General features: G+C 61.9%; 11 protein-coding genes and 2 pseudogenes. 7 read left to right on the forward strand and 6 right to left on the reverse strand.

Annotated features, from left to right (window positions below):
* The 3 genes from WBR57_RS16765 to msrA all read left to right on the forward strand — a co-directional run.
* Positions 1 to 912 (forward strand): 2-oxo acid dehydrogenase subunit E2 (locus WBR57_RS16765; RefSeq protein ID WP_424084785.1); only part of this gene is annotated, 912 nt, incomplete at its 5' end.
* A gap of 316 nt (positions 913 to 1,228) precedes the next feature.
* Positions 1,229 to 3,922 (forward strand): putative bifunctional diguanylate cyclase/phosphodiesterase, encoded by a 2,694-nt coding sequence (locus tag WBR57_RS16770; protein ID WP_424084786.1) that lies wholly within the window; start codon positions 1,229 to 1,231, stop codon positions 3,920 to 3,922.
* A 72-nt stretch (positions 3,923 to 3,994) separates the two neighbouring features.
* The gene (msrA, locus tag WBR57_RS16775) at positions 3,995 to 4,642 is read left to right on the forward strand and encodes a peptide-methionine (S)-S-oxide reductase MsrA (RefSeq protein ID WP_424084787.1); all 648 of its coding nucleotides are present in this window, start codon (positions 3,995 to 3,997) and stop codon (positions 4,640 to 4,642) included.
* A gap of 95 nt (positions 4,643 to 4,737) precedes the next feature.
* Here msrA and WBR57_RS16780 read toward each other — a convergent pair whose 3' ends face one another.
* From WBR57_RS16780 to putP, 4 genes are all read right to left on the reverse strand, one after another.
* On the reverse strand, positions 4,738 to 5,574 hold the full coding sequence (locus WBR57_RS16780; protein WP_424084788.1) for a 23S rRNA (adenine(2030)-N(6))-methyltransferase RlmJ: 837 nt from the start codon (positions 5,572 to 5,574) through the stop codon (positions 4,738 to 4,740).
* Positions 5,575 to 5,607: 33 nt separating this feature from the next.
* Positions 5,608 to 6,363 carry a DUF4123 domain-containing protein gene (locus WBR57_RS16785; RefSeq protein ID WP_424084789.1) on the reverse strand — a complete coding sequence of 252 codons (756 nt, stop codon included), beginning with the start codon at positions 6,361 to 6,363 and terminating at the stop codon, positions 5,608 to 5,610.
* On the reverse strand, positions 6,363 to 8,393 hold the full coding sequence (locus tag WBR57_RS16790; RefSeq protein WP_424084790.1) for a type VI secretion system tip protein VgrG: 2,031 nt from the start codon (positions 8,391 to 8,393) through the stop codon (positions 6,363 to 6,365). The genes WBR57_RS16785 and WBR57_RS16790 overlap by 1 nt, the downstream gene beginning before the upstream one ends.
* Positions 8,394 to 8,597: 204 nt before the next feature.
* A complete protein-coding gene (gene putP / locus WBR57_RS16795; protein WP_424084791.1) occupies positions 8,598 to 10,082 on the reverse strand; it encodes a sodium/proline symporter PutP in 1,485 nt (494 codons plus the stop codon).
* Positions 10,083 to 10,544: 462 nt separating this feature from the next.
* On the opposite strand from putP, the gene putA reads away from it, so the two are divergent.
* Entirely contained in the window at positions 10,545 to 14,498 is a 3,954-nt protein-coding gene (putA, locus tag WBR57_RS16800; RefSeq protein WP_424084792.1) for a trifunctional transcriptional regulator/proline dehydrogenase/L-glutamate gamma-semialdehyde dehydrogenase, read from the forward strand.
* Between the two features lie 206 nt (positions 14,499 to 14,704).
* Positions 14,705 to 16,507 carry an acyl-CoA dehydrogenase gene (locus WBR57_RS16805; RefSeq protein ID WP_424084793.1) on the forward strand — a complete coding sequence of 601 codons (1,803 nt, stop codon included), beginning with the start codon at positions 14,705 to 14,707 and terminating at the stop codon, positions 16,505 to 16,507.
* A gap of 15 nt (positions 16,508 to 16,522) precedes the next feature.
* On the opposite strand, the gene WBR57_RS16810 is transcribed toward WBR57_RS16805, so the two are convergent.
* Entirely contained in the window at positions 16,523 to 16,816 is a 294-nt protein-coding gene (locus WBR57_RS16810; RefSeq protein ID WP_424084794.1) for a cell division protein ZapA, read from the reverse strand.
* Positions 16,813 to 17,043 carry a hypothetical protein gene (locus WBR57_RS16815; RefSeq protein ID WP_101265776.1) on the reverse strand — a complete coding sequence of 77 codons (231 nt, stop codon included), beginning with the start codon at positions 17,041 to 17,043 and terminating at the stop codon, positions 16,813 to 16,815. Before WBR57_RS16815 ends, WBR57_RS16810 begins: the two co-directional genes overlap by 4 nt.
* Before the next feature lie 344 nt (positions 17,044 to 17,387).
* Here WBR57_RS16815 and WBR57_RS16820 point away from each other — a divergent pair.
* Positions 17,388 to 18,044 (forward strand): annotated as a pseudogene (locus WBR57_RS16820) (MCP four helix bundle domain-containing protein); the annotation flags it as partial.
* Positions 18,045 to 18,347: 303 nt separating this feature from the next.
* Positions 18,348 to 18,947, forward strand: a pseudogene (locus WBR57_RS16825) (methyl-accepting chemotaxis protein); the annotation flags it as partial.
* Positions 18,948 to 19,014: the final 67 nt, after the last annotated feature.

Genomic DNA, 19,014 nt, shown 5'->3' on the forward strand with positions numbered 1-19,014 from the left:
GTTCACGCCGGCCCAGCCGTGCGTCAGCTGGCCCGTGAGTTCGGCGTTGAGCTGAACGCTGTGTCGGCCACCGGCCCACACGGTCGCGTGCTGAAGGAAGACGTGCAGGTTTACGTCAAATCCATGATGCAGAAGGCCAAGGAAGCGCCGGCTGCCGGCGCGGCCACCGGTGGTTCGGGCATTCCGCCGATCCCGGTCGTGGACTTCAGCCGCTTCGGCGAAACCGAAGAAGTGCCGATGACCCGCCTGATGCAAATCGGCGCGTCGAGCCTGCACCGTAGCTGGCTGAACATCCCGCACGTGACTCAGTTCGACCAGGCCGACATCACCGACCTGGAAGCTTTCCGCGTTGCGCAGAAAGCCGTGGCCGAGAAGGCTGGCGTGAAACTGACCGTGCTGCCACTGCTGCTCAAGGCTTGCGCGCACCTGCTCAAGGAGCTGCCGGACTTCAACAGTTCGCTGGCGCCAAGCGGCAAGGCGATCATTCGCAAGAAGTACGTGCACATAGGCTTCGCCGTCGACACTCCGGATGGCCTGCTGGTACCGGTCATCAAGAACGTCGACCAGAAGAGCCTGCTGCAACTGGCTGCCGAAGCGGCTGCGCTGGCTGCCAAGGCCCGCGACAAGAAGCTCACCGCAGACGATATGCAGGGCGCTTGCTTCACCATTTCCAGCCTCGGCCACATTGGCGGCACTGGCTTCACGCCAATCGTCAACGCGCCGGAAGTGGCGATCCTGGGTGTATCCAAGGCCACTATCCAGCCAGTGTGGGACGGTAAAGCGTTCCAGCCGAAGCTGATGTTGCCACTGTCGCTGTCGTACGATCACCGCGTGATCAACGGCGCCGCTGCTGCCCGCTTCACGCAGCGCCTGAGCCAACTGCTCAACGACATCCGCACCATCCTGCTGTAAGCCTCAACAGGCCTTCTGCTCGCGCGGAAGGCCTGGATACACCGATTTCCGAGCGCCACGCTCGTACCTCAACCCCGCCACTTGGCGGGGCTTTTTTTGTCCGCGCCAAAGGCTGAAACCGCACAAACGAAACAGGTTTGTACACCTTCCGTCATGTTGATTGAAGAAACCCCTCGCGCGGCCGATAACACCCTTATAGCACTTAGCCTTCATCCTCTCTTGTCAGCCCGCGCCGCATGATGCAACCTTGCCGCAGGCAACAGAAAAGAGGGCGTGAGCCCGGCGCCGTGCGCGTTATTTCAAGTGAGTCTCCCCCATGAAAAGCCAACCCGATGTCGCCCGAATGGCGGCCGAGGTAGTGACGCAGTTACCGGTGCCTTCGCGCCTCGGTATGCTGCGTTTCGAGCGGCTTAATGAGGCAAGCTGGGCCCTGCTGTACCTCGACCCCAATTGCGAGCGCCAATTCGGCCTGCCGGCGGTCGAGCTGTGTGCCCTGCTCGGCACACCCTATGCCAGCCTGATGGAGCCCCAGGCGCGCTATCAACTGCACGACACCATCCAGCAGCAACTGACCCAGAGCCCTCACTACCAGGTGCGCTACACCCTGCACACCAATGACGGCCCCCTGAGCGTGCTGGAAACGGGCGAAGCCTACAAACAACACAATCGCCACCTGCTGCGCGGCTACCTGATGGTGGTCGACGGCCTGTTCAGCGAAGAGTCCTTCCTCGCCCCCACGGCCGACCTGGAGAGCCAGAACAGCCGCCTGCAGATTGCCCTGGAACTCAACCAACGCGCGCAGCTGGAACAGCTGCAACACCTGGAACGGGTGCGCGCCCAACAGGAACTGATCCTGCTGTTGGCCCGCCAGCGTTACACCACCCCCAATTCGCTGCAGGAGGCCGCCGAGCTGATCACCCGCAGCGCCTGCGATATCTACCAGATCGACTGCGCGAGCATCTGGAACCTTGAAGGCCAGCGCCTGGTGCCGATCTCGGCGTATCACCACGTCGACCAGCAGCACCACCTGCCCGAGGCCATTGATGCCAGTGGCTTCCCGGATTACCTGGAAGCCCTGCAGACCAGCCGCGCGATTGACGCCACCAACGCCCTGCGCGATCCGCGTACGCGGGAAATGGCCGAGCACCTGCGCGACAAAGACATCCACGCCATGCTCGACGCCAGTATTCGCGTCGACGGCCAGGTGGTCGGCGTACTGTGCCTGGAACAGAGCGGCAGCCCGCGTGCCTGGCTGGCCGATGAGATTGCCTTCGCCGGTGAGCTGGCCGACCAGTTCGCGCAGGTCATCAACAACCACAACCGCCGTACCGCCACCAGCGCCCTGCACCTGTTCCAGCGCGCAGTGGAGCAAAGTGCCAACGCGTTTCTGCTGGTCAACTGCGACGGCGTGGTCGAGTACGTCAACCCAAGCTTCACCGCGATCACCCAGTACAGCGCCGAAGAAGTCCACGGCCACCGCCTGGCGCAGCTGCCGGCGCTGGAGAACCTCAGCGAATTACTCTTCGACGCACCGTCGAGCCTGGCCAAGAGCAACAGCTGGCAGGGCGAATTCAAGAGCCGGCGCAAAAACCTGGAACCCTACTGGGGCCAGCTGTCGATTTCCAAGGTGTATGGCGACAACCGCGAGCTGACCCACTACATCGGCATCTACGAAGACATCACCCAGAACAAGCTCGCGCAGCAACGCATCGAGCGCCTGGCCTACACCGACAACCTGACCAACCTGGGCAACCGCCCGGCGTTCATCCGCAACCTCGACGAGCGCTTTGCCCGCGACAGCGACAGCCCGATCAGCCTGCTGCTGGTGGACATCGACAACTTCAAGCGGATCAACGACAGCCTTGGCCACCAGACTGGCGACAAGCTGCTGATCAGCCTGGCCCGGCGCCTGCGCAATAGCCTGAGTGCCAGCGGCAGCCTGGCGCGGTTTGCCAGTAACGAATTTGCGGTGCTGCTCGATGACACCGACCTGGAGAGTGGCCAACTGGTTGCCAGCCAGTTGCTCGCGACCCTCGACAAGCCGATGTTTGTCGACAACCAGCTGATCAGCGTCACCGGCTCGGTGGGCCTGGCCTGCGCGCCGCTGCACGGCCGCGACCCACAGACCCTGATGCGTAACGCCGGCCTGGCGCTGCACAAGGCCAAGGCCAACGGCAAACACCAGGTACAGGTATTTACCGAAGCGCTTAACGCCGAGGCCAGTTACAAGCTGTTTGTGGAAAACAACCTGCGCCGCGCCCTGACCCAGAATGAGCTGGACGTGTTCTACCAGCCCAAACTGTGCCTGCGCAGCGGCCGCCTGCTCGGCATGGAAGCGCTGTTGCGCTGGAACCACCCGGAAAAGGGCATGATCCGCCCCGACCAATTCATCAGCGTGGCCGAAGAGACCGGGCTGATCATCCCCATCGGCAAGTGGATCGCGCGCCAGGCCTGCCGCATGAGCAAGCAGCTGAGCGCGGCCGGCATGGGCAACTTGCAGGTGGCGATCAACCTGTCGCCCAAGCAGTTTTCCGACCCGGACCTGGTGGCCTCGATTGCCACCATCCTCAAGGAAGAACAGCTGCCGGCCAACCTGCTGGAGCTGGAGTTGACCGAAGGCTTGCTGCTGGAAGCCACCGAAGACACGCGCCTGCAGCTCGACCAGCTCAAGAGCTTTGGCCTGACCCTGGCCATGGACGACTTCGGCACGGGTTACTCGTCGCTCAGTTACCTGAAAAAATTCCCGATCGACATCATCAAGATCGATCGCAGCTTTATCCACGAAATCCCGGACAACCAGGACGACATGGAAATCACCTCGGCGGTGATCGCCATGGCCCACAACCTCAAGCTCAAGGTGGTGGCCGAAGGCATCGAGACCTCCGAGCAACTGGCGTTCCTGCGCCGGCACCGTTGCGACGTGGGCCAGGGCTACCTGTTCGACCGGCCGATCCCCGGGGCAGAGCTGCTTGATAAGCTCAAACGCTACCCGCGCGGGCCAATCGCCTGACAGCGTCGTAACACTCGGGCACACTGGCGGTCTGAATGCTTACCCAACACAATCTGACTGAGAGGACTGATCATGGTCTTGCGCTCGGAAATTCTGGTGAACAAAAACGTGCTGCCTACTCAAGAACAAGCGTTGCCTGGCCGTGAAACCCCGATGAACCTGCCGCAGACGCACTTCGTCAACGGCAACCCGCTGCTCGGCCCGTTTGTCGACGACGTCGGCTTCGCGATCTTCGGCCTCGGTTGCTTCTGGGGCGCTGAACGCAGGTTCTGGCAACGCGACGGCGTGGTCAGCACCGTGGTCGGCTACGCCGGCGGCTACACGCCGAACCCGACCTATGAAGAAGTCTGCTCCGGCCTGACCGGCCACAGCGAAGTGGTGCTGGTGGTGTACGACCAGGCCAAGGTCAAATACGAAGACTTGCTGAAGATGTTCTGGGAACTGCACAACCCGACCCAAGGCATGCGCCAGGGTAACGACATCGGCAGCCAGTACCGCTCGGTGATCTACGCCACCACCCCAGAGCAATTGGCAGCGGCCAAAGCCAGCGCCGCGGCCTACCAGGGCGAATTGACCAAGGCCGGGCTGGGTGAGATCACCACGGAAATCGACGAGGCGCCGACGGTGTACTTCGCCGAGGCGTATCACCAGCAGTACCTGGCGAAGAACCCGCAGGGCTATTGCGGGATCGGCGGCACAGGCGTGACCTGCCCGATCTGACGCCAAAAGCATCGCGGGCAAGCCCGCTCCCACATTAGACCGCGATCAACTGTGGGAGCGGCTTGCCCGCGATAGCGATCCAGCAATCGATACAACTACTCAGCGATCAGCCAATCCATCTGCCAGCCACCCTGGGTCTGGCCGAGCTTCTTGGACAGCCACGGCAACAGCTCACGCAACTCCTCTTCCAGACCCCATGGCGGGTTGGCGATCGCCAGGCCCGAGCCGGTCAGGGTGTTGGGCGTGTCCAGCGGATGCACCAGCAATTCCACACGCAGCAATTTCGGCGCCCCAGTGCCGGTCAGGTCCTGATAGAAACGGCGCAGCATGCGCTGGTCCTTCACCGGGTACCAGATGGCCGCAACGGTCTGGCGCATACGGCTGACCGCCTCTTTCAGGGACGCTGCACAGCGCTGCATCTCATCGAGTTTTTCGAACGGCGGGTCGATCAGCATCAGCGCGCGTTTCTCCGGCACCGGCAGCAAGGCGCGCGGCACATGCCAGCCTTCGCCCAAATGCACTTTGACCCGGCGATCACCCTTCATATTGTCCTTGAGCAGCACACCGTCTTCCGGGTGCTTTTCATTGAGCAACACACGATCCTGCGGGCGCGTGAGACGGCGCGCCAGTTCAGGCGAGCCAGGGTAATAACGCAGTTGGCCATCCGGGTTCATCTCATGCAGCACGCGCATGTAGTCAGCGGTCAGCGGCGGCAGGTCTTTTTCGCCCCACAGGCGGGCGATGCCTTCCAGGTATTCACCGGTGCGGTTGGCCTGGTCGCCTTGCAAGTCGTACAGACCAATGCCGGCGTGGGTGTCGAGATAGGCGAACGGCTGCTCCTTGCGCGACATCAAAGCGATGAGGCGGGTCAAGGTCAGGTGTTTGAAGACATCGGCGTGGTTGCCGGCGTGAAAGGCGTGACGATAATTCATGGTTGCTCCTGCGCAGGAGGCGAAGTTTACCTTTTACCGGCGCAAAGGTGCAGGGTCGCATGCCGGGCGGTGCTCCAAGGCCAGGTAGTCGGCCAGAGCTGCATGGCTGATAGCGGCTCCTCGGGCGAAGTAGGCGACCTTGTGCTGCAAGGTCGCAGGCGTAAAGGCCGTGTACAGCTCAGGACGCTGTTCTTCGAGCCATTGCAGCAGGTTGTCGATCAGGGTTTGCGGCGACTGGATGGCCAACTGTTCGAGTAACGCTGCGGTCACTTGCCACCAGGGGCTGGCCTTGGCGGCAGCGACGGGGCCCGTAGCGACAGTCAGTGGTTGCCCGTTAATCAGATACCGCTGGAACACCGGCAGCACCATCGCCGCCTCATCATCGAGTTTTTGCACAATCGGCAGAAACTGAGCGCCATCCCAGAAGCGCAAAAACACCTCTTGGCCATCCGGCAGCAACACCTTGGTCAAGCCTTGCAGGTGTGCAATCACCGTTTCCAAGGGGCTGGCCGACACCGCCAGCCAGCCCCAATCCGTGGCTGCCGTGGTGGCTATCCACGCGAGGAAAGCACTGTCCGGCTCGACGATGCCGACATAGGGCATAACCTCATCCCAATCGCCATACGCGGTGCCCGCCCAGATTGAGCGCGGCGGTTTCCCGGCTGCCATTGCTTGCCACGCAGCCAGCGGCTTGGCGTCGCTGGCACTGCTCAGCACTGCAAAGAGCTGTTCATTCGCCAGCAAAGGGTATTCTGCGAGCCAGACGCCTGGGGTCAGGGGGGCATCCATCACAGTAACCTCCTTTCAGGGCTGGATTGGCCGGTGATATCGCACTGCCCATTCTTGCAGCGCTCGCACTCCTCACAAAACGGTGCGCTGCGCTTCAGGCTGGCCACCTGCACACGGCTGAGCGGCGCGGCAATCACCGCCAGTAGTTTTTCCTTCACGCCGGGCAGCAATGGCGCCGCCGCCGACGACGGCCCACCGCCAAGCTGGATCGGCACGCTGCTGAAAATCCCGCCGGCGGAAATCGTGATCGACTGCCCACCCGCCTGAATCGTCACGCTGGCCCCGGCATCGATGACGATGCTCTGCCCGGCGCCAATCTGGATGGTCCTGCCAGCCCGCATCTGCTGCGAGCCGCCGACCATCAAGTGATCATCCTGCTTCAACTCGGTCAGGCGGTTGCCGTGGGTGATGCGCTGTTCCTCGCCCTGCAACTCGTGGTACGACTCACCGCCCACCCTCACCCGCCGCTGGTTATCGACCTGCACTTGCTGGTCGTGCAACACATGCTGGGTCCAGTCCCGCTGGGCACGCAGGTAGATTTCTTCGGCGCCCTTGCGGTCCTCGATGCGCAGCTCGCTGTAGCCGCCACCGCCGGGTGTGCTCTGGCTGCGGAAGATGCTCCGGCTCTTGTCCGTCGGCAGGTCGAGAGGCACGGCTGTGGCGGCGTTGGGCAGGCAGCCCAGCACCAGCGGCATGTCCAGGTCGCCGTTGACGAAGCCCACCAGCACTTCCATGCCGACCCTGGGGATCAGCACCGCGCCATAACGGTCATGGGCCCAACCACTGGCGACGCGCAACCAGCAACTGGAATGATCGGTGTGTTTACCCTCGCGGTCCCAGGCCATTTGCACCTTCACCCGACCATATTCGTCGCAGTGAATTTCACTGTCGGCGGGCCCGGTGACCACGGCGTTCTGGTAGCCGGAAATACTTGGGCGTGGCTGTTCAGGCAACGACGGACGAAAGACCACGTCCCATGGTGCAGCAGTAAATTCGTTGCGATAACCCTGACGAAAATCCCCGCCCTTGACCTCGGTAACGGCCTCCTCCAGCACCTGTGGTTGTTTCCCCTCGTGGGTAACCTTCGTCACCAGCCACAACGCATTCCAGTCCTCACGAGAATGCCCGCTCAGATCGAGGAACCGGCCACTGACCAACGCCGGCTCATCACCGCCGCCCTGCGCCAGCCGATAGTCACTGCGATGGCGCTCCAGCCCCCGTTGTGCGAGGTACTTGCCATGGGGCCGGTCGCTGAAATGGCCGGGATAGCACTGCTGCTCGAGCTTGGGAAGCTGCTCACCGGTCACCGCGCTTTCCAATTCAAGGCGCGGTTTACGCAAATCGTAATCGCGCAGGCTCACCGTCGTGGTGCGCGTTTCCAGCTGCACGGCGAACCGCTTGATCGCCGGGGTCTGCGCGACCATTCCGGACCCAGGCATATAGGGGGTTGGCCGCTGCGCCTGGGTGAACACAGTCTGGTCATCGCCAAACACCAGCAGGTGCTTTTCGGCTGAATGCTGGAAGTGATAGTGAATGCCCAGCTCGGCACACAGGCGCTGAACGAACGCCAGGTCGGTTTCACCAAACTGCACGCAATACTCGCGCTCGGGGTAGGTACCGCTCAGGCGGAATTCGAATTGATCGCTCTGGATGCCTTGCCCCACCAGCACCTGCGCCACCATTTGCGGCACTGTCTTCTGCTGGAAGATACGTTGATGGCTACTGTGCTTCAGGTAGGCCAACTGCGGCACCAGGCTCAGCTGATAGCGCGTGAGACGCCGCCCGGAATCGCCCTGCGCCACCCGATAAACCAGGCCGTGCACACCGTGACCCTGCTCATCGAACCCGAGATACGCCTGGCGGTGCAGCAGGCTCTCAAGGTCCAGATCGGGCTGCTCGCTGACCAGCTCAAGGTCAAAGCGATAGGGAGTGCTGAGCGCTTCCCTACCCTCGAAGCTATAGACCTCGAGGTCACTGGCAACCCCGTCCAGGGTCAGGGTAAATGCGGTCTGATTGGCAGGGGCGAACATCCGGTGTTTCTCTGCGAGGAATGGGCGACCGATTCTGCACCACCGCCGCCCCAGCTGAGCAGGCCCGAGGAAATTCAGTAAAACCCTACACGCGAACGTCGGAATCTTCTTCGGAGCGTCGTAAAACGCAGGCAAAAAAAGACCCGCCATCCGTAGGACGCGGGCCTTCTTTGTTAACTTACCGGGCGCCCAGCACCCGACGAATTACTTGTTGAGGTTGTAGTCTTTTTCCGCAGCATCAAAGCGCTCGACCATACCGGCAGTCGGTGCGCCCATTTTGCTGACGAAGTAGATCGCCAGGCTGGCGAAAATGAAGCCTGGGATGATCTCGTACAAGCCCAGCAATTCGAAGTGTTTCCACACGATCACGGTGATCGCGCCGACCAGGATCCCGGCCAGTGCGCCGTCGCGGGTCATGCCTTTCCAGATCACCGAGATCAGTACCACGGGGCCAAACGCAGCACCGAAACCGGCCCAGGCGTAGCTGACCAGGCCGAGTACGCGGTTTTCCGGGTTGGCGGCCATGGCGATGGCGATCAGGGCAACCACCAGCACCATCAGGCGGCCGACCCACACCAGCTCAACCTGTGAGGCGTTCTTGCGCAGGAAGGTCTTGTAGAAGTCTTCGGTCAGGGCGCTGGAGCACACCAGCAGTTGGCAGCTCAGGGTGCTCATCACTGCCGCCAGGATCGCCGACAGCAGCACGCCCGCGATCCATGGGTTGAACAGCAGTTTGGCCAGCTCGATGAACACACGTTCGTGGTTCTCGTTGACTGGCCCTGCCACCTCAGGATGCGCCGAGAAGTAGGCGATGCCGAAGAAGCCCACGGCCACGGTGCCGGCCAGGCACAGGATCATCCAGGTCATGGAGATGCGGCGCGCACTGGCAATCGACTTAACCGAATCCGCCGCCATGAAGCGCGCGAGGATATGCGGTTGGCCGAAGTAACCCAGGCCCCAGCCCATCAGCGAGATGATGCCGATGAAGGTGGTGTTCTTGAGCATGTTGAAGTTGTCAGGGTTCTTGGCTTCGATTGCCAGGAACGTGGTGTCGATGCCACCGGTGGCCAGCAGCACGATGATCGGCGTGAGGATCAGCGCGAAGATCATCAGCGTGGCTTGTACGGTGTCGGTCCAGCTGACTGCCAGGAAACCACCGACGAAGGTGTAGGCAATCGTCGCCGCAGCACCGGCCCACAGCGCCGTCTCGTAGGACATGCCGAAGGTGCTTTCGAACAGGCGGGCACCGGCGACGATGCCGGAGGCGCAGTAGATGGTGAAGAACACCAGGATCACCACCGCAGAAATGATCCGCAGCAGGCCGCTTTTATCTTCGAAGCGGCTGGAGAAGTAGTCGGGCAGGGTCAGGGCGTCGCCGTTATGTTCGGTCTGCACCCGCAGGCGGCCGGCCACGAACAGCCAGTTGAGGTAGGCACCGACGATCAGGCCGATCGCGATCCAGCTTTCCGACAGGCCGGACATGTAGATCGCGCCGGGCAAGCCCATCAACAACCAGCCGCTCATATCGGAGGCGCCGGCGGACAGGGCCGTGACCACGCTGCCGAGGCTGCGACCGCCAAGGATGTAATCGGAAAGGTTGTTGGTGGAGCGATAGGCCATGAAGCCGATCAGTACCATTGCTGCGATGTAGATCACAAATGTGATCAGGGTGGGATTGGTAACGCTCATAAGAGTGACGCCCTGGCTTTGTTTTTATGTAGCAGCGGTCTGTCAGACGGCCACCCACTGAAAGTAGGTAAACGTAACTGCGTGCCGCGCATTTATGACTGGCGTTTCCCCAGGAAAGCCGCCAGCCGATGAACCAGATGTTTAAGCCGGTTGCACCTTGGGCGCGAATGCTATTCAACAAAGCAAATAAGGTGCAACCAGTTTCTTGAGAATAAGTTGCACCTAACTGTGTATTGAGCACAAACACCGGTTTCTTTGCTCCTTTTCGGAGCAACGGCAGCCGATCTCAGAAGCAAACGCACCAAGGCGAAGCGGAATCCGTCGAGGACCTATTTTTTTCCTGATCGCCTTCGAAAATTTCATGCACAAAATGGGTTGCACCCGGTTGCACCTCTTCATGGGCGCAGCTAATCTTGGCGCCAGCTGATGCCACTCGGTAGTGGCACCCATGAGGATAAGAAAATGGCTACGACCACCCTTGGGGTCAAACTTGACGACCCGACCCGCGAACGCCTGAAAGCGGCCGCGACCTCGATTGATCGCACGCCGCACTGGCTGATCAAGCAGGCGATTTTCAATTACCTGGAAAAACTCGAGGGTGGTGCAACCCTGACCGAGCTCAATGGCTTGAGCAGCAAGGACGCCGAAGAGGCTGGCGAGGTCCAGGCCGACCACGCCCACCAGTGCTTCCTGGAGTTCGCCGAGAGCATCCTGCCGCAATCGGTCCTGCGCGCCTCGATCACCGCCGCTTACCGCCGCCCGGAGCCGGAAGTGGTGCCGATGCTGATCGAGCAGGCCCGCCTTCCCGCTGCGATGGCCGAAGCCACCAACAAGCTCGCCGCTTCGATTGCCGAGAAACTGCGCAATCAGAAAAGTGCCGGCGGCCGTGCCGGGATCGTTCAGGGTCTCTTGCAGGAATTTTCCCTGTCGTCCCAGGAAGGCGTAGCGCTGATGTGCCTCGCCGAAGCGTTGCTGCGCATCCCGGACAAGGGCACCCGCGACGCCTTGATCCGCGACAAGATCAGCACCGGCAACTGGCACCCGCACCTGGGCAACAGCCCGTCGCTGTTCGTCAACGCCGCCACCTGGGGCCTGCTGCTGACCGGCAAACTGGTCGCCACGCATAACGAGGCGGGCCTGACCTCGTCCCTGAGCCGCATCATCGGCAAGAGCGGCGAGCCGATGATCCGCAAGGGCGTCGACATGGCCATGCGCCTGATGGGCGAGCAGTTCGTCACCGGCGAGACCATCGCCGAAGCCCTGGCCAATGCGAGCAAGTTCGAAGCCAAGGGTTTCCGCTATTCCTACGACATGCTCGGTGAAGCCGCACTGACCGAGCACGACGCCCAGAAGTACCTGGCCTCGTACGAACAAGCCATTCACTCCATCGGCAAGGCCTCCCACGGTCGTGGGATTTATGAAGGTCCGGGCATCTCCATCAAGCTCTCGGCATTGCACCCGCGTTACAGCCGTGCGCAGTACGAACGGGTGATGGACGAGCTGTACCCGCGCCTGCTGTCCCTGACCCTGCTGGCCAAGCAATACGACATCGGCCTGAACATCGACGCCGAAGAAGCCGACCGTCTGGAGCTGTCCCTGGACCTGCTCGAACGCCTGTGCTTCGAGCCGCAACTGACCGGCTGGAACGGCATCGGTTTTGTCATCCAGGCCTACCAGAAGCGTTGCCCGTATGTGATCGACTATGTCATCGACCTGGCCCGCCGCAGCCGCCATCGCCTGATGATCCGCCTGGTAAAAGGCGCGTACTGGGACAGCGAAATCAAGCGTGCCCAGGTCGAAGGCCTGGAAGGCTACCCGGTGTACACCCGCAAGGTGTACACCGACGTTTCCTACATTGCCTGCGCGCGCAAACTGCTGTCGGTGCCGGAAGCCATCTACCCGCAGTTCGCCACGCATAACGCCCATACCTTGTCGGCTATCTACCATATCGCCGGTCAGAACTATTACCCCGGCCAGTACGAGTTCCAATGCCTGCACGGCATGGGCGAGCCGCTGTACGAGCAGGTTGTAGGCAAAGTCTCCGATGGCAAGTTGAACCGTCCATGCCGCGTGTACGCACCGGTCGGTACTCACGAAACCCTGTTGGCGTATCTGGTACGTCGCCTGCTGGAAAACGGCGCCAACACCTCGTTCGTCAACCGCATTGCCGACCAGTCGATTTCGATTCAGGAGCTGGTGGCCGATCCGGTGGCGCAGATCGAGCAGATGGCGACGCTGGAAGGCGGCTTCGGCCTGCCGCACCCGCGTATCCCGCTGCCGCGCGACCTGTATGGCAGCGACCGCGCCAACTCGGCCGGTATCGACCTGGCCAACGAACACCGCCTGGCATCACTGTCCTGCGCGCTGCTGGCCACCGCGCATAACGACTGGAAAGCCGCGCCGATGCTCGGTTGCGCCTCCAGCGAGCAGCCTGCTGCACCGGTGCTGAACCCGTCCGACCTGCGTGACGTGGTCGGCCACGTACAAGAAGCCACCGTCGAAGACGTGGACAACGCCATCCAGTGCGCCATCAACGCCGGCCCGATCTGGCAGGCCACCCCGCCCGCCGAGCGCGCCGCGATCCTGGAACGTGCCGCCGACCTGATGGAAGGCGAGATCCAGCCGCTGATGGGCCTGCTGGCCCGCGAAGCCGGCAAGACCTTTGCCAACGCCATCGCCGAAGTGCGCGAAGCCGTGGATTTCCTGCGCTACTACGCCGTACAGGCGCGCAACGATTTCACCAACGATGCCCACCGCCCACTGGGCCCGGTGGTCTGCATCAGCCCGTGGAACTTCCCGCTGGCGATTTTCAGCGGCCAGGTTGCCGCCGCACTAGCTGCCGGCAACCCGGTATTGGCCAAGCCTGCGGAGCAAACCCCGCTGGTGGCCGCGCAGGCGGTGCGCATCCTGCTCGAAGCCGGTATTCCTGAAGGCGTGCTGCAACTGCTGCCGGGCCAGGGCGAAAGCGTCGGCGCACGCCTGGTCGGCGATGATCGCGTCAAAGGTGTGATGTTCACCGGCTCCACTGAAGTCGCGCGCCTGCTGCAACGCAACGTGGCCGGTCGCCTGGATGCCCAGGGCCGTCCGATCCCGCTGATCGCCGAAACCGGTGGCCAGAACGCGATGATCGTCGACTCCTCGGCGTTGACCGAGCAAGTGGTGATCGACGTTGTATCGTCGGCCTTCGACAGTGCCGGCCAACGCTGCTCGGCCCTGCGCGTACTGTGCTTGCAGGAAGATTCGGCAGACCGTGTCATCGAAATGCTCAAGGGCGCCATGGCGGAATGCCGTCTTGGCAACCCGGAGCGCCTGTCCGTGGACATCGGCCCGGTGATTGACGCCGAAGCCAAGGCTGGCATCGAGAAACACATCCAGGCCATGCGCGACAAAGGCCGAAATGTGTACCAGGTAGCGATTGCCGACGGCGAAGAGATCAAGCGCGGCACCTTCGTGACGCCCACCCTGATCGAGCTGGAAAGCTTTGACGAGCTGCAACGCGAGATCTTCGGCCCGGTGCTGCACGTGGTGCGCTACAAGCGCAAGGAAATCGACCAGTTGATCGGCCAGATCAATGCCTCCGGCTACGGCCTGACCCTGGGCGTGCACACCCGCATCGACGAGACCATCGCCAAGGTGATCGACAACGTCAATGCCGGCAACGTCTACGTCAACCGCAACATCGTGGGTGCCGTGGTCGGCGTGCAACCGTTCGGCGGCGAAGGCCTGTCGGGCACCGGCCCGAAAGCCGGTGGCCCGCTGTACCTGTACCGCCTGCTGTCGACGCGTCCTACCGATGCAATCGAACAATCCTTCGTACGTGGCGACAAGCTGGCGGCGCCGGATGTCCGTCTGCGCGACGCCATGAGCCAAGCGCTGACCGCCCTGAAAACCTGGGCCGACAGCCATAAGTTCAGCGAGCTGAGCGCGCTGTGCAGCCAGTTCGCCGGGCAATCGCAAAGCGGGATTACCCGTCAGCTGGCTGGCCCGACCGGTGAGCGCAACAGCTACGCGATCCTGCCGCGCGAGCACGTGCTGTGCCTGGCCGAGGTGGAAGGTGACCTGCTGACTCAGTTGGCCGCGGTATTGGCGGTGGGTGGCTCGGCGGTATGGCCGGAAACCGACCTGACCAAAGCCTTGTTCCCACGCCTGCCGAAGGAAATTCAGGCGAAGATCAAGCGCGTGGCTGATTGGACCAAGGACGACGTAGTGTTCGACGCGGTCTTGCATCACGGTGATTCCGATCAATTGCGTGCGGTGTGCCAGCAAGTGGCACAGCGTAGTGGGGCGATTGTCGGGGTGCATGGCTTGTCGCAAGGCGAGACGGCGATTGCGCTGGAGCGCTTGGTGATCGAGAGGGCGTTGAGCGTTAACACGGCTGCGGCGGGCGGTAACGCCAGCCTGATGACCATCGGCTAACTGCCTGACGAAATGCGGTAAAAAAAATGTGGGAGGGGGCTTGCCCCCGATAGCGGTGGATCAGCCAATGCACTTGGTGACTGACACATCGCCATCGGGGGCAAGCCCCCTCTCACATTTGCCTGTGCATCACCCAAATCAATCTTGCTATCCAGCCTCTATTCGCGCACTTAGACTCAGGCCTATTCCCACACAGGTAAGCCGCCATGTCCGAGACGCTGCTCAGTTCCCGCAATCTGGCTTTCGAGCTGTACGAAGTCCTCGATGCCGAGGGCCTGACCCAGCGCGAGCGGTTTGCCGAACACAATCGCGAAACCTTCGACGCGGCCATCAGCACCGCGCGCAACATCGCCGAAAAATACTTCGCGCCGCATAACCGTAAGAACGACGAGAACGAACCGCGCTACGAAGACGGTCAGGCGATTCTGATCCCGGAAGTGAAACCGGCCGTGGACGCCTTTCTTGAAGCCGGCTTTCTCAACGCCGCGCGCAGTTTCGAAGCCGGTGGCATGCAGCTGCCAACGCTACTGTCCCAAGCCTGTTTCGCGCACTTCCAGTCAGCCAACGCGGCCTCCACGTCCTACCCGTTCCTGACCATGGGCGCGGCCAACTTGATCGAAAGTTTTGGCACCGAAGAGCAGAAACAGCGCTTCCTGCAGCCGATGATCGACGGACGCTTCTTCGGCACCATGGCCCTCACCGAGCCGCACGCCGGGTCGTCCTTGTCGGATATTCGTACACGCGCAGAGCCTGCGGCTGACGGCAGCTATCGGCTCAAGGGCAACAAAATCTTTATCTCCGGTGGCGACCACCCGCTGTCGGAAAACATCGTGCACATGGTGCTGGCCAAGCTGCCGGACGCGCCGGCCGGGGTGAAAGGCATTTCGCTGTTTATCGTGCCTAAATTCCTGGTCAATGAGGATTGCAGCCTGGGCGAGCGTAACGACGTGTTGCTGGCCGGGCTGTTCCACAAGATGGGCTGGCGCGGCACCACGTCCACGGCGCTGAGCTTCGGCGATAACGGCAATTGCGTCGGCTATCTGGTGGGCAAACCGCACCAGGGCCTGAGCTGCATGTTCCAGATGATGAACGAGGCACGCATCGGCGTCGGCATGGGCGCGGTGATGCTCGGGTACGCCGGTTACCTGTATTCGCTGGATTATGCCCGCGAACGCCCGCAGGGCCGCCTGCCGGACAGCAAAGACCCCAGCACCGCGCCGGTGTCGATCATCCAGCACGCCGACATCAAGCGCATGCTGCTGACCCAGAAAGCCTATGTCGAGGGCGCCTTCGACCTGGGCCTGTACGCCGCGCGGCTGTTCGACGACACCACCACCCTGGACACCGACATTGAGCGCAAGCACGCCCACGAACTGCTGGACCTGCTGACCCCGATCGTCAAATCCTGGCCGTCGGAGTTCTGCCTCAAGGCCAACGAACTGGCGATCCAGATCCTCGGCGGCCATGGCTACACCCGCGAATACCCGGTGGAGCAGTACTACCGCGACAACCGCCTGAACCCGATCCACGAAGGCACCCACGGCATCCAGTCCCTGGATTTACTGGGCCGCAAGCTCGCGCAGAACGGCGGCGCCGGCTTGAAGCAGTTGATTCGGTTGATCGCCGAGACCGGCGCACGCGCGCAGGAATACCCGTCACTCACGGCGCTGCGCGAACCCCTGGAACAGTTGGTAACCAACCTGCAACGCGTCACGCTCGGCCTGCTGACGGATCTCGCCCAAGGCAAGGTCAACAGCAGCCTGGCGAACTCGGCGCTGTACTTGAAGGTGTTCGGGCATACGGTGATTGGCTGGCGCTGGCTGGAACAGGCGATTCGCGCCGAAGCAGGCTTGGCCAAGGGCAACGCGGCGGATGTGGCCTTCTATAAAGGCAAGCTCCAGGCCGCCCGGTACTTCCTGACCTGGGAAGTACCAAGCTGCCATCATGAACTGGCGCTTCTGGAGGCACGCGATGATACGTGCCTCGGGATGCAGGACGCGTGGTTCTAAAGGCTAGCTACACAATCAGGGCTGTCCGATAGCCTTGGAAATCACATCGACCGTGGCGCTGACTTGCTCTTGGTAACGGTCGAGTTCCTGCTGGTGAGCCTGCTGCAATTCGATCTGCTCGGCGCACAGGTTCAGCGCCGCCAGCACCAATAATTTGTCCCCGATCAGGGTCGGGTACTTTTTCTTGGTGGTGGCCAGGGACGCCTTGAGCATGGTCACGGCGTGCATCAGGGTTTTGTCTTCCCCGGCCGGTGCCTTGATCGAGTAATCCTCACCGAGAATCGAAACGACCTTTATCCCTTCGTTCATGCGCTGACAGGCCCTGCGCTCACACGCTCAACCAACGCCTGGATACGCGCGGCGGTAGCGCCGTGTTTTTCTTCCTGTTCCATCAGGTTCAATTGCAGGCTGTCGTTTTCATCCTTGGCGCGGGCCAGTTCCGCCTTGAGGGATTCGTTGCTGCCCAGCAGGTCCTGATTCTGTTGTACGAGGTCAGTGACAAGCTGTTCAAGCTGGCTGAGGGATGCTTCTAACATTTTGATTTCTCGGGCTTTTTCAAAGGGCGGTGACGATAAAGAAAATTCACCGTGGAAGCCAGGGTTATCCCCGGCGCGCGGCCCGATTTTTAAGGGCCGGGCCACACTTTCGAGCCTTAGTGACTGCATTTACCCGATCTGGTTCCTGAATCGGCGTAACCCCTCGTCAGATGCGACAAAAACGCACAGCCCGCTTTAGACTTTAGTCGTACGACCGATAGAGAGGCACATCTCGTTTCATGACCGCACGGATCGCGCTTCTCCCCCAGGATTCCCGCATGTCGCTTCGTAATATGAATATCGCTCCGAGGGCCTTCCTCGGCTTCGCGTTTATTGGTGCACTGATGCTGTTTCTGGGGGTGTTCGCCCTGAACCAGATGAGCAAGATCCGTGCTGCTACCGAAGACATTACCCTGTCCAGCGTGCCGAGCATTCGCGCCCTGGATGAGTTCACCCAACTCACCTTGCGCCTGCGGGTTTTGTCCTACCGCCTGCTGACCAACCGCGAGCCGGAGGTTCAGCAAAAGACCCTCGAAGCCTTTGAACTGCGCAACCAGCAGATCCGCACCGCCCAGGCGGTCTACGAGAAGCTGATCGAAGGCGCTGAGGAGCGCTCGACCTACAACGAATACGTGCGCCTGCTCGAGCAGTACCATCAGATCGAAGCGCGTATGAAGAGCTTTTCCCAGGCCAACCAGGTCGAGGAGCTGCGCAAACTGCTCAACACCGATTTGCTGAGCAACTCCGAGCAGGTCAACGCGGTGCTCACGCGCCTGCTGGATCTCAATAACAAAATGGCCCTTGCGACCAATCAGGAGGCCGAAGACCAGTACAACGTCGCGTTCAGCCTGGTCGTCGGCCTTTTGGTAATCGCCACGCTGCTGACGGTGTTGTTCGCCTGGTTGCTGACCCGCAGCATCACCTTGCCGATCTCCCAGGCACTCGGCGCCGCCGAAGAAATTGCCGAAGGCAACCTGACGCGCCCGATCAAGGTCGACGGTAACGACGAAGCCGGCCGTCTGCTGGCCGCCATGGCCAAGATGCAGGACAAGCTGCGCGACACCCTGCAACGCATCTCGGGCTCCGCCACCCAGCTGGCCTCTGCCGCGGAAGAGCTGAACGCCGTCACTGACGAAAGCGCCCGCGGCCTGACCCAGCAGAACAACGAAATCGAGCAAGCCGCCACCGCCGTCAACGAGATGACCAGCGCCGTCGAGGAAGTCGCGCGCAATGCCGTGAGCACCTCCGAAGCCTCGCGCAACGCCACCACCTCTGCCGGCGATGGCCGTGACCTGGTGCAGGAAACCGTCAGCGCCATCGAACGCATGAGCGGCGACGTGCAAGCCTCGGCGACCCTGATTGGCGACCTGGCCAATGAGTCGCGTGATATCGGCAAGGTGCTCGACGTGATTCGCGGCTTGGCCGACCAGACCAACCTGCTGGCCTTGAACGCGGCGATTGAAGCGGCGCGTGCCGGTGAAGCCGGGCGTGGGTTTGCCGTGGTGGCCGACGAAGTGCGCGCCCTGGCGCATCGCACCCAGCAGTCCACCAGCGAGATCGAGCGGATGATCGGCAGCATCCAGGCCGGCACCGAACACGCGGTGGATTCGATGCGCAACAGCACCGAGCGCGCGGAATCGACGCTGAATATCGCCAAGGGCGCCGGCATGTCGCTGGACACCATCAACACCGCGATTGTGGAAATCAACGAGCGCAACCTGGTGATCGCCAGCGCGGCGGAAGAGCAGGCCCAAGTGGCGCGGGAAGTGGACCGCAACCTGGTGAACATCCGTGATCTGTCGGTGCAATCGGCCACCGGCGCCAGCCAGACCAGCGCGGCGAGCAGCGAGCTGTCGCGGTTGGCGGTGGACCTGAACGGGATGGTAGGCCGGTTCAGGCTGTAACTGACACACCTTGGTAAAAAAATGTGGGAGCGGGCTTGCTCGCGAAGCCGGTGTGTCAGGTACACAT

The sequence above is a fragment of the Pseudomonas sp. genome, assembly GCF_049590575.1.
Taxonomy (GTDB): Bacteria; Pseudomonadota; Gammaproteobacteria; order Pseudomonadales; family Pseudomonadaceae; genus Aquipseudomonas.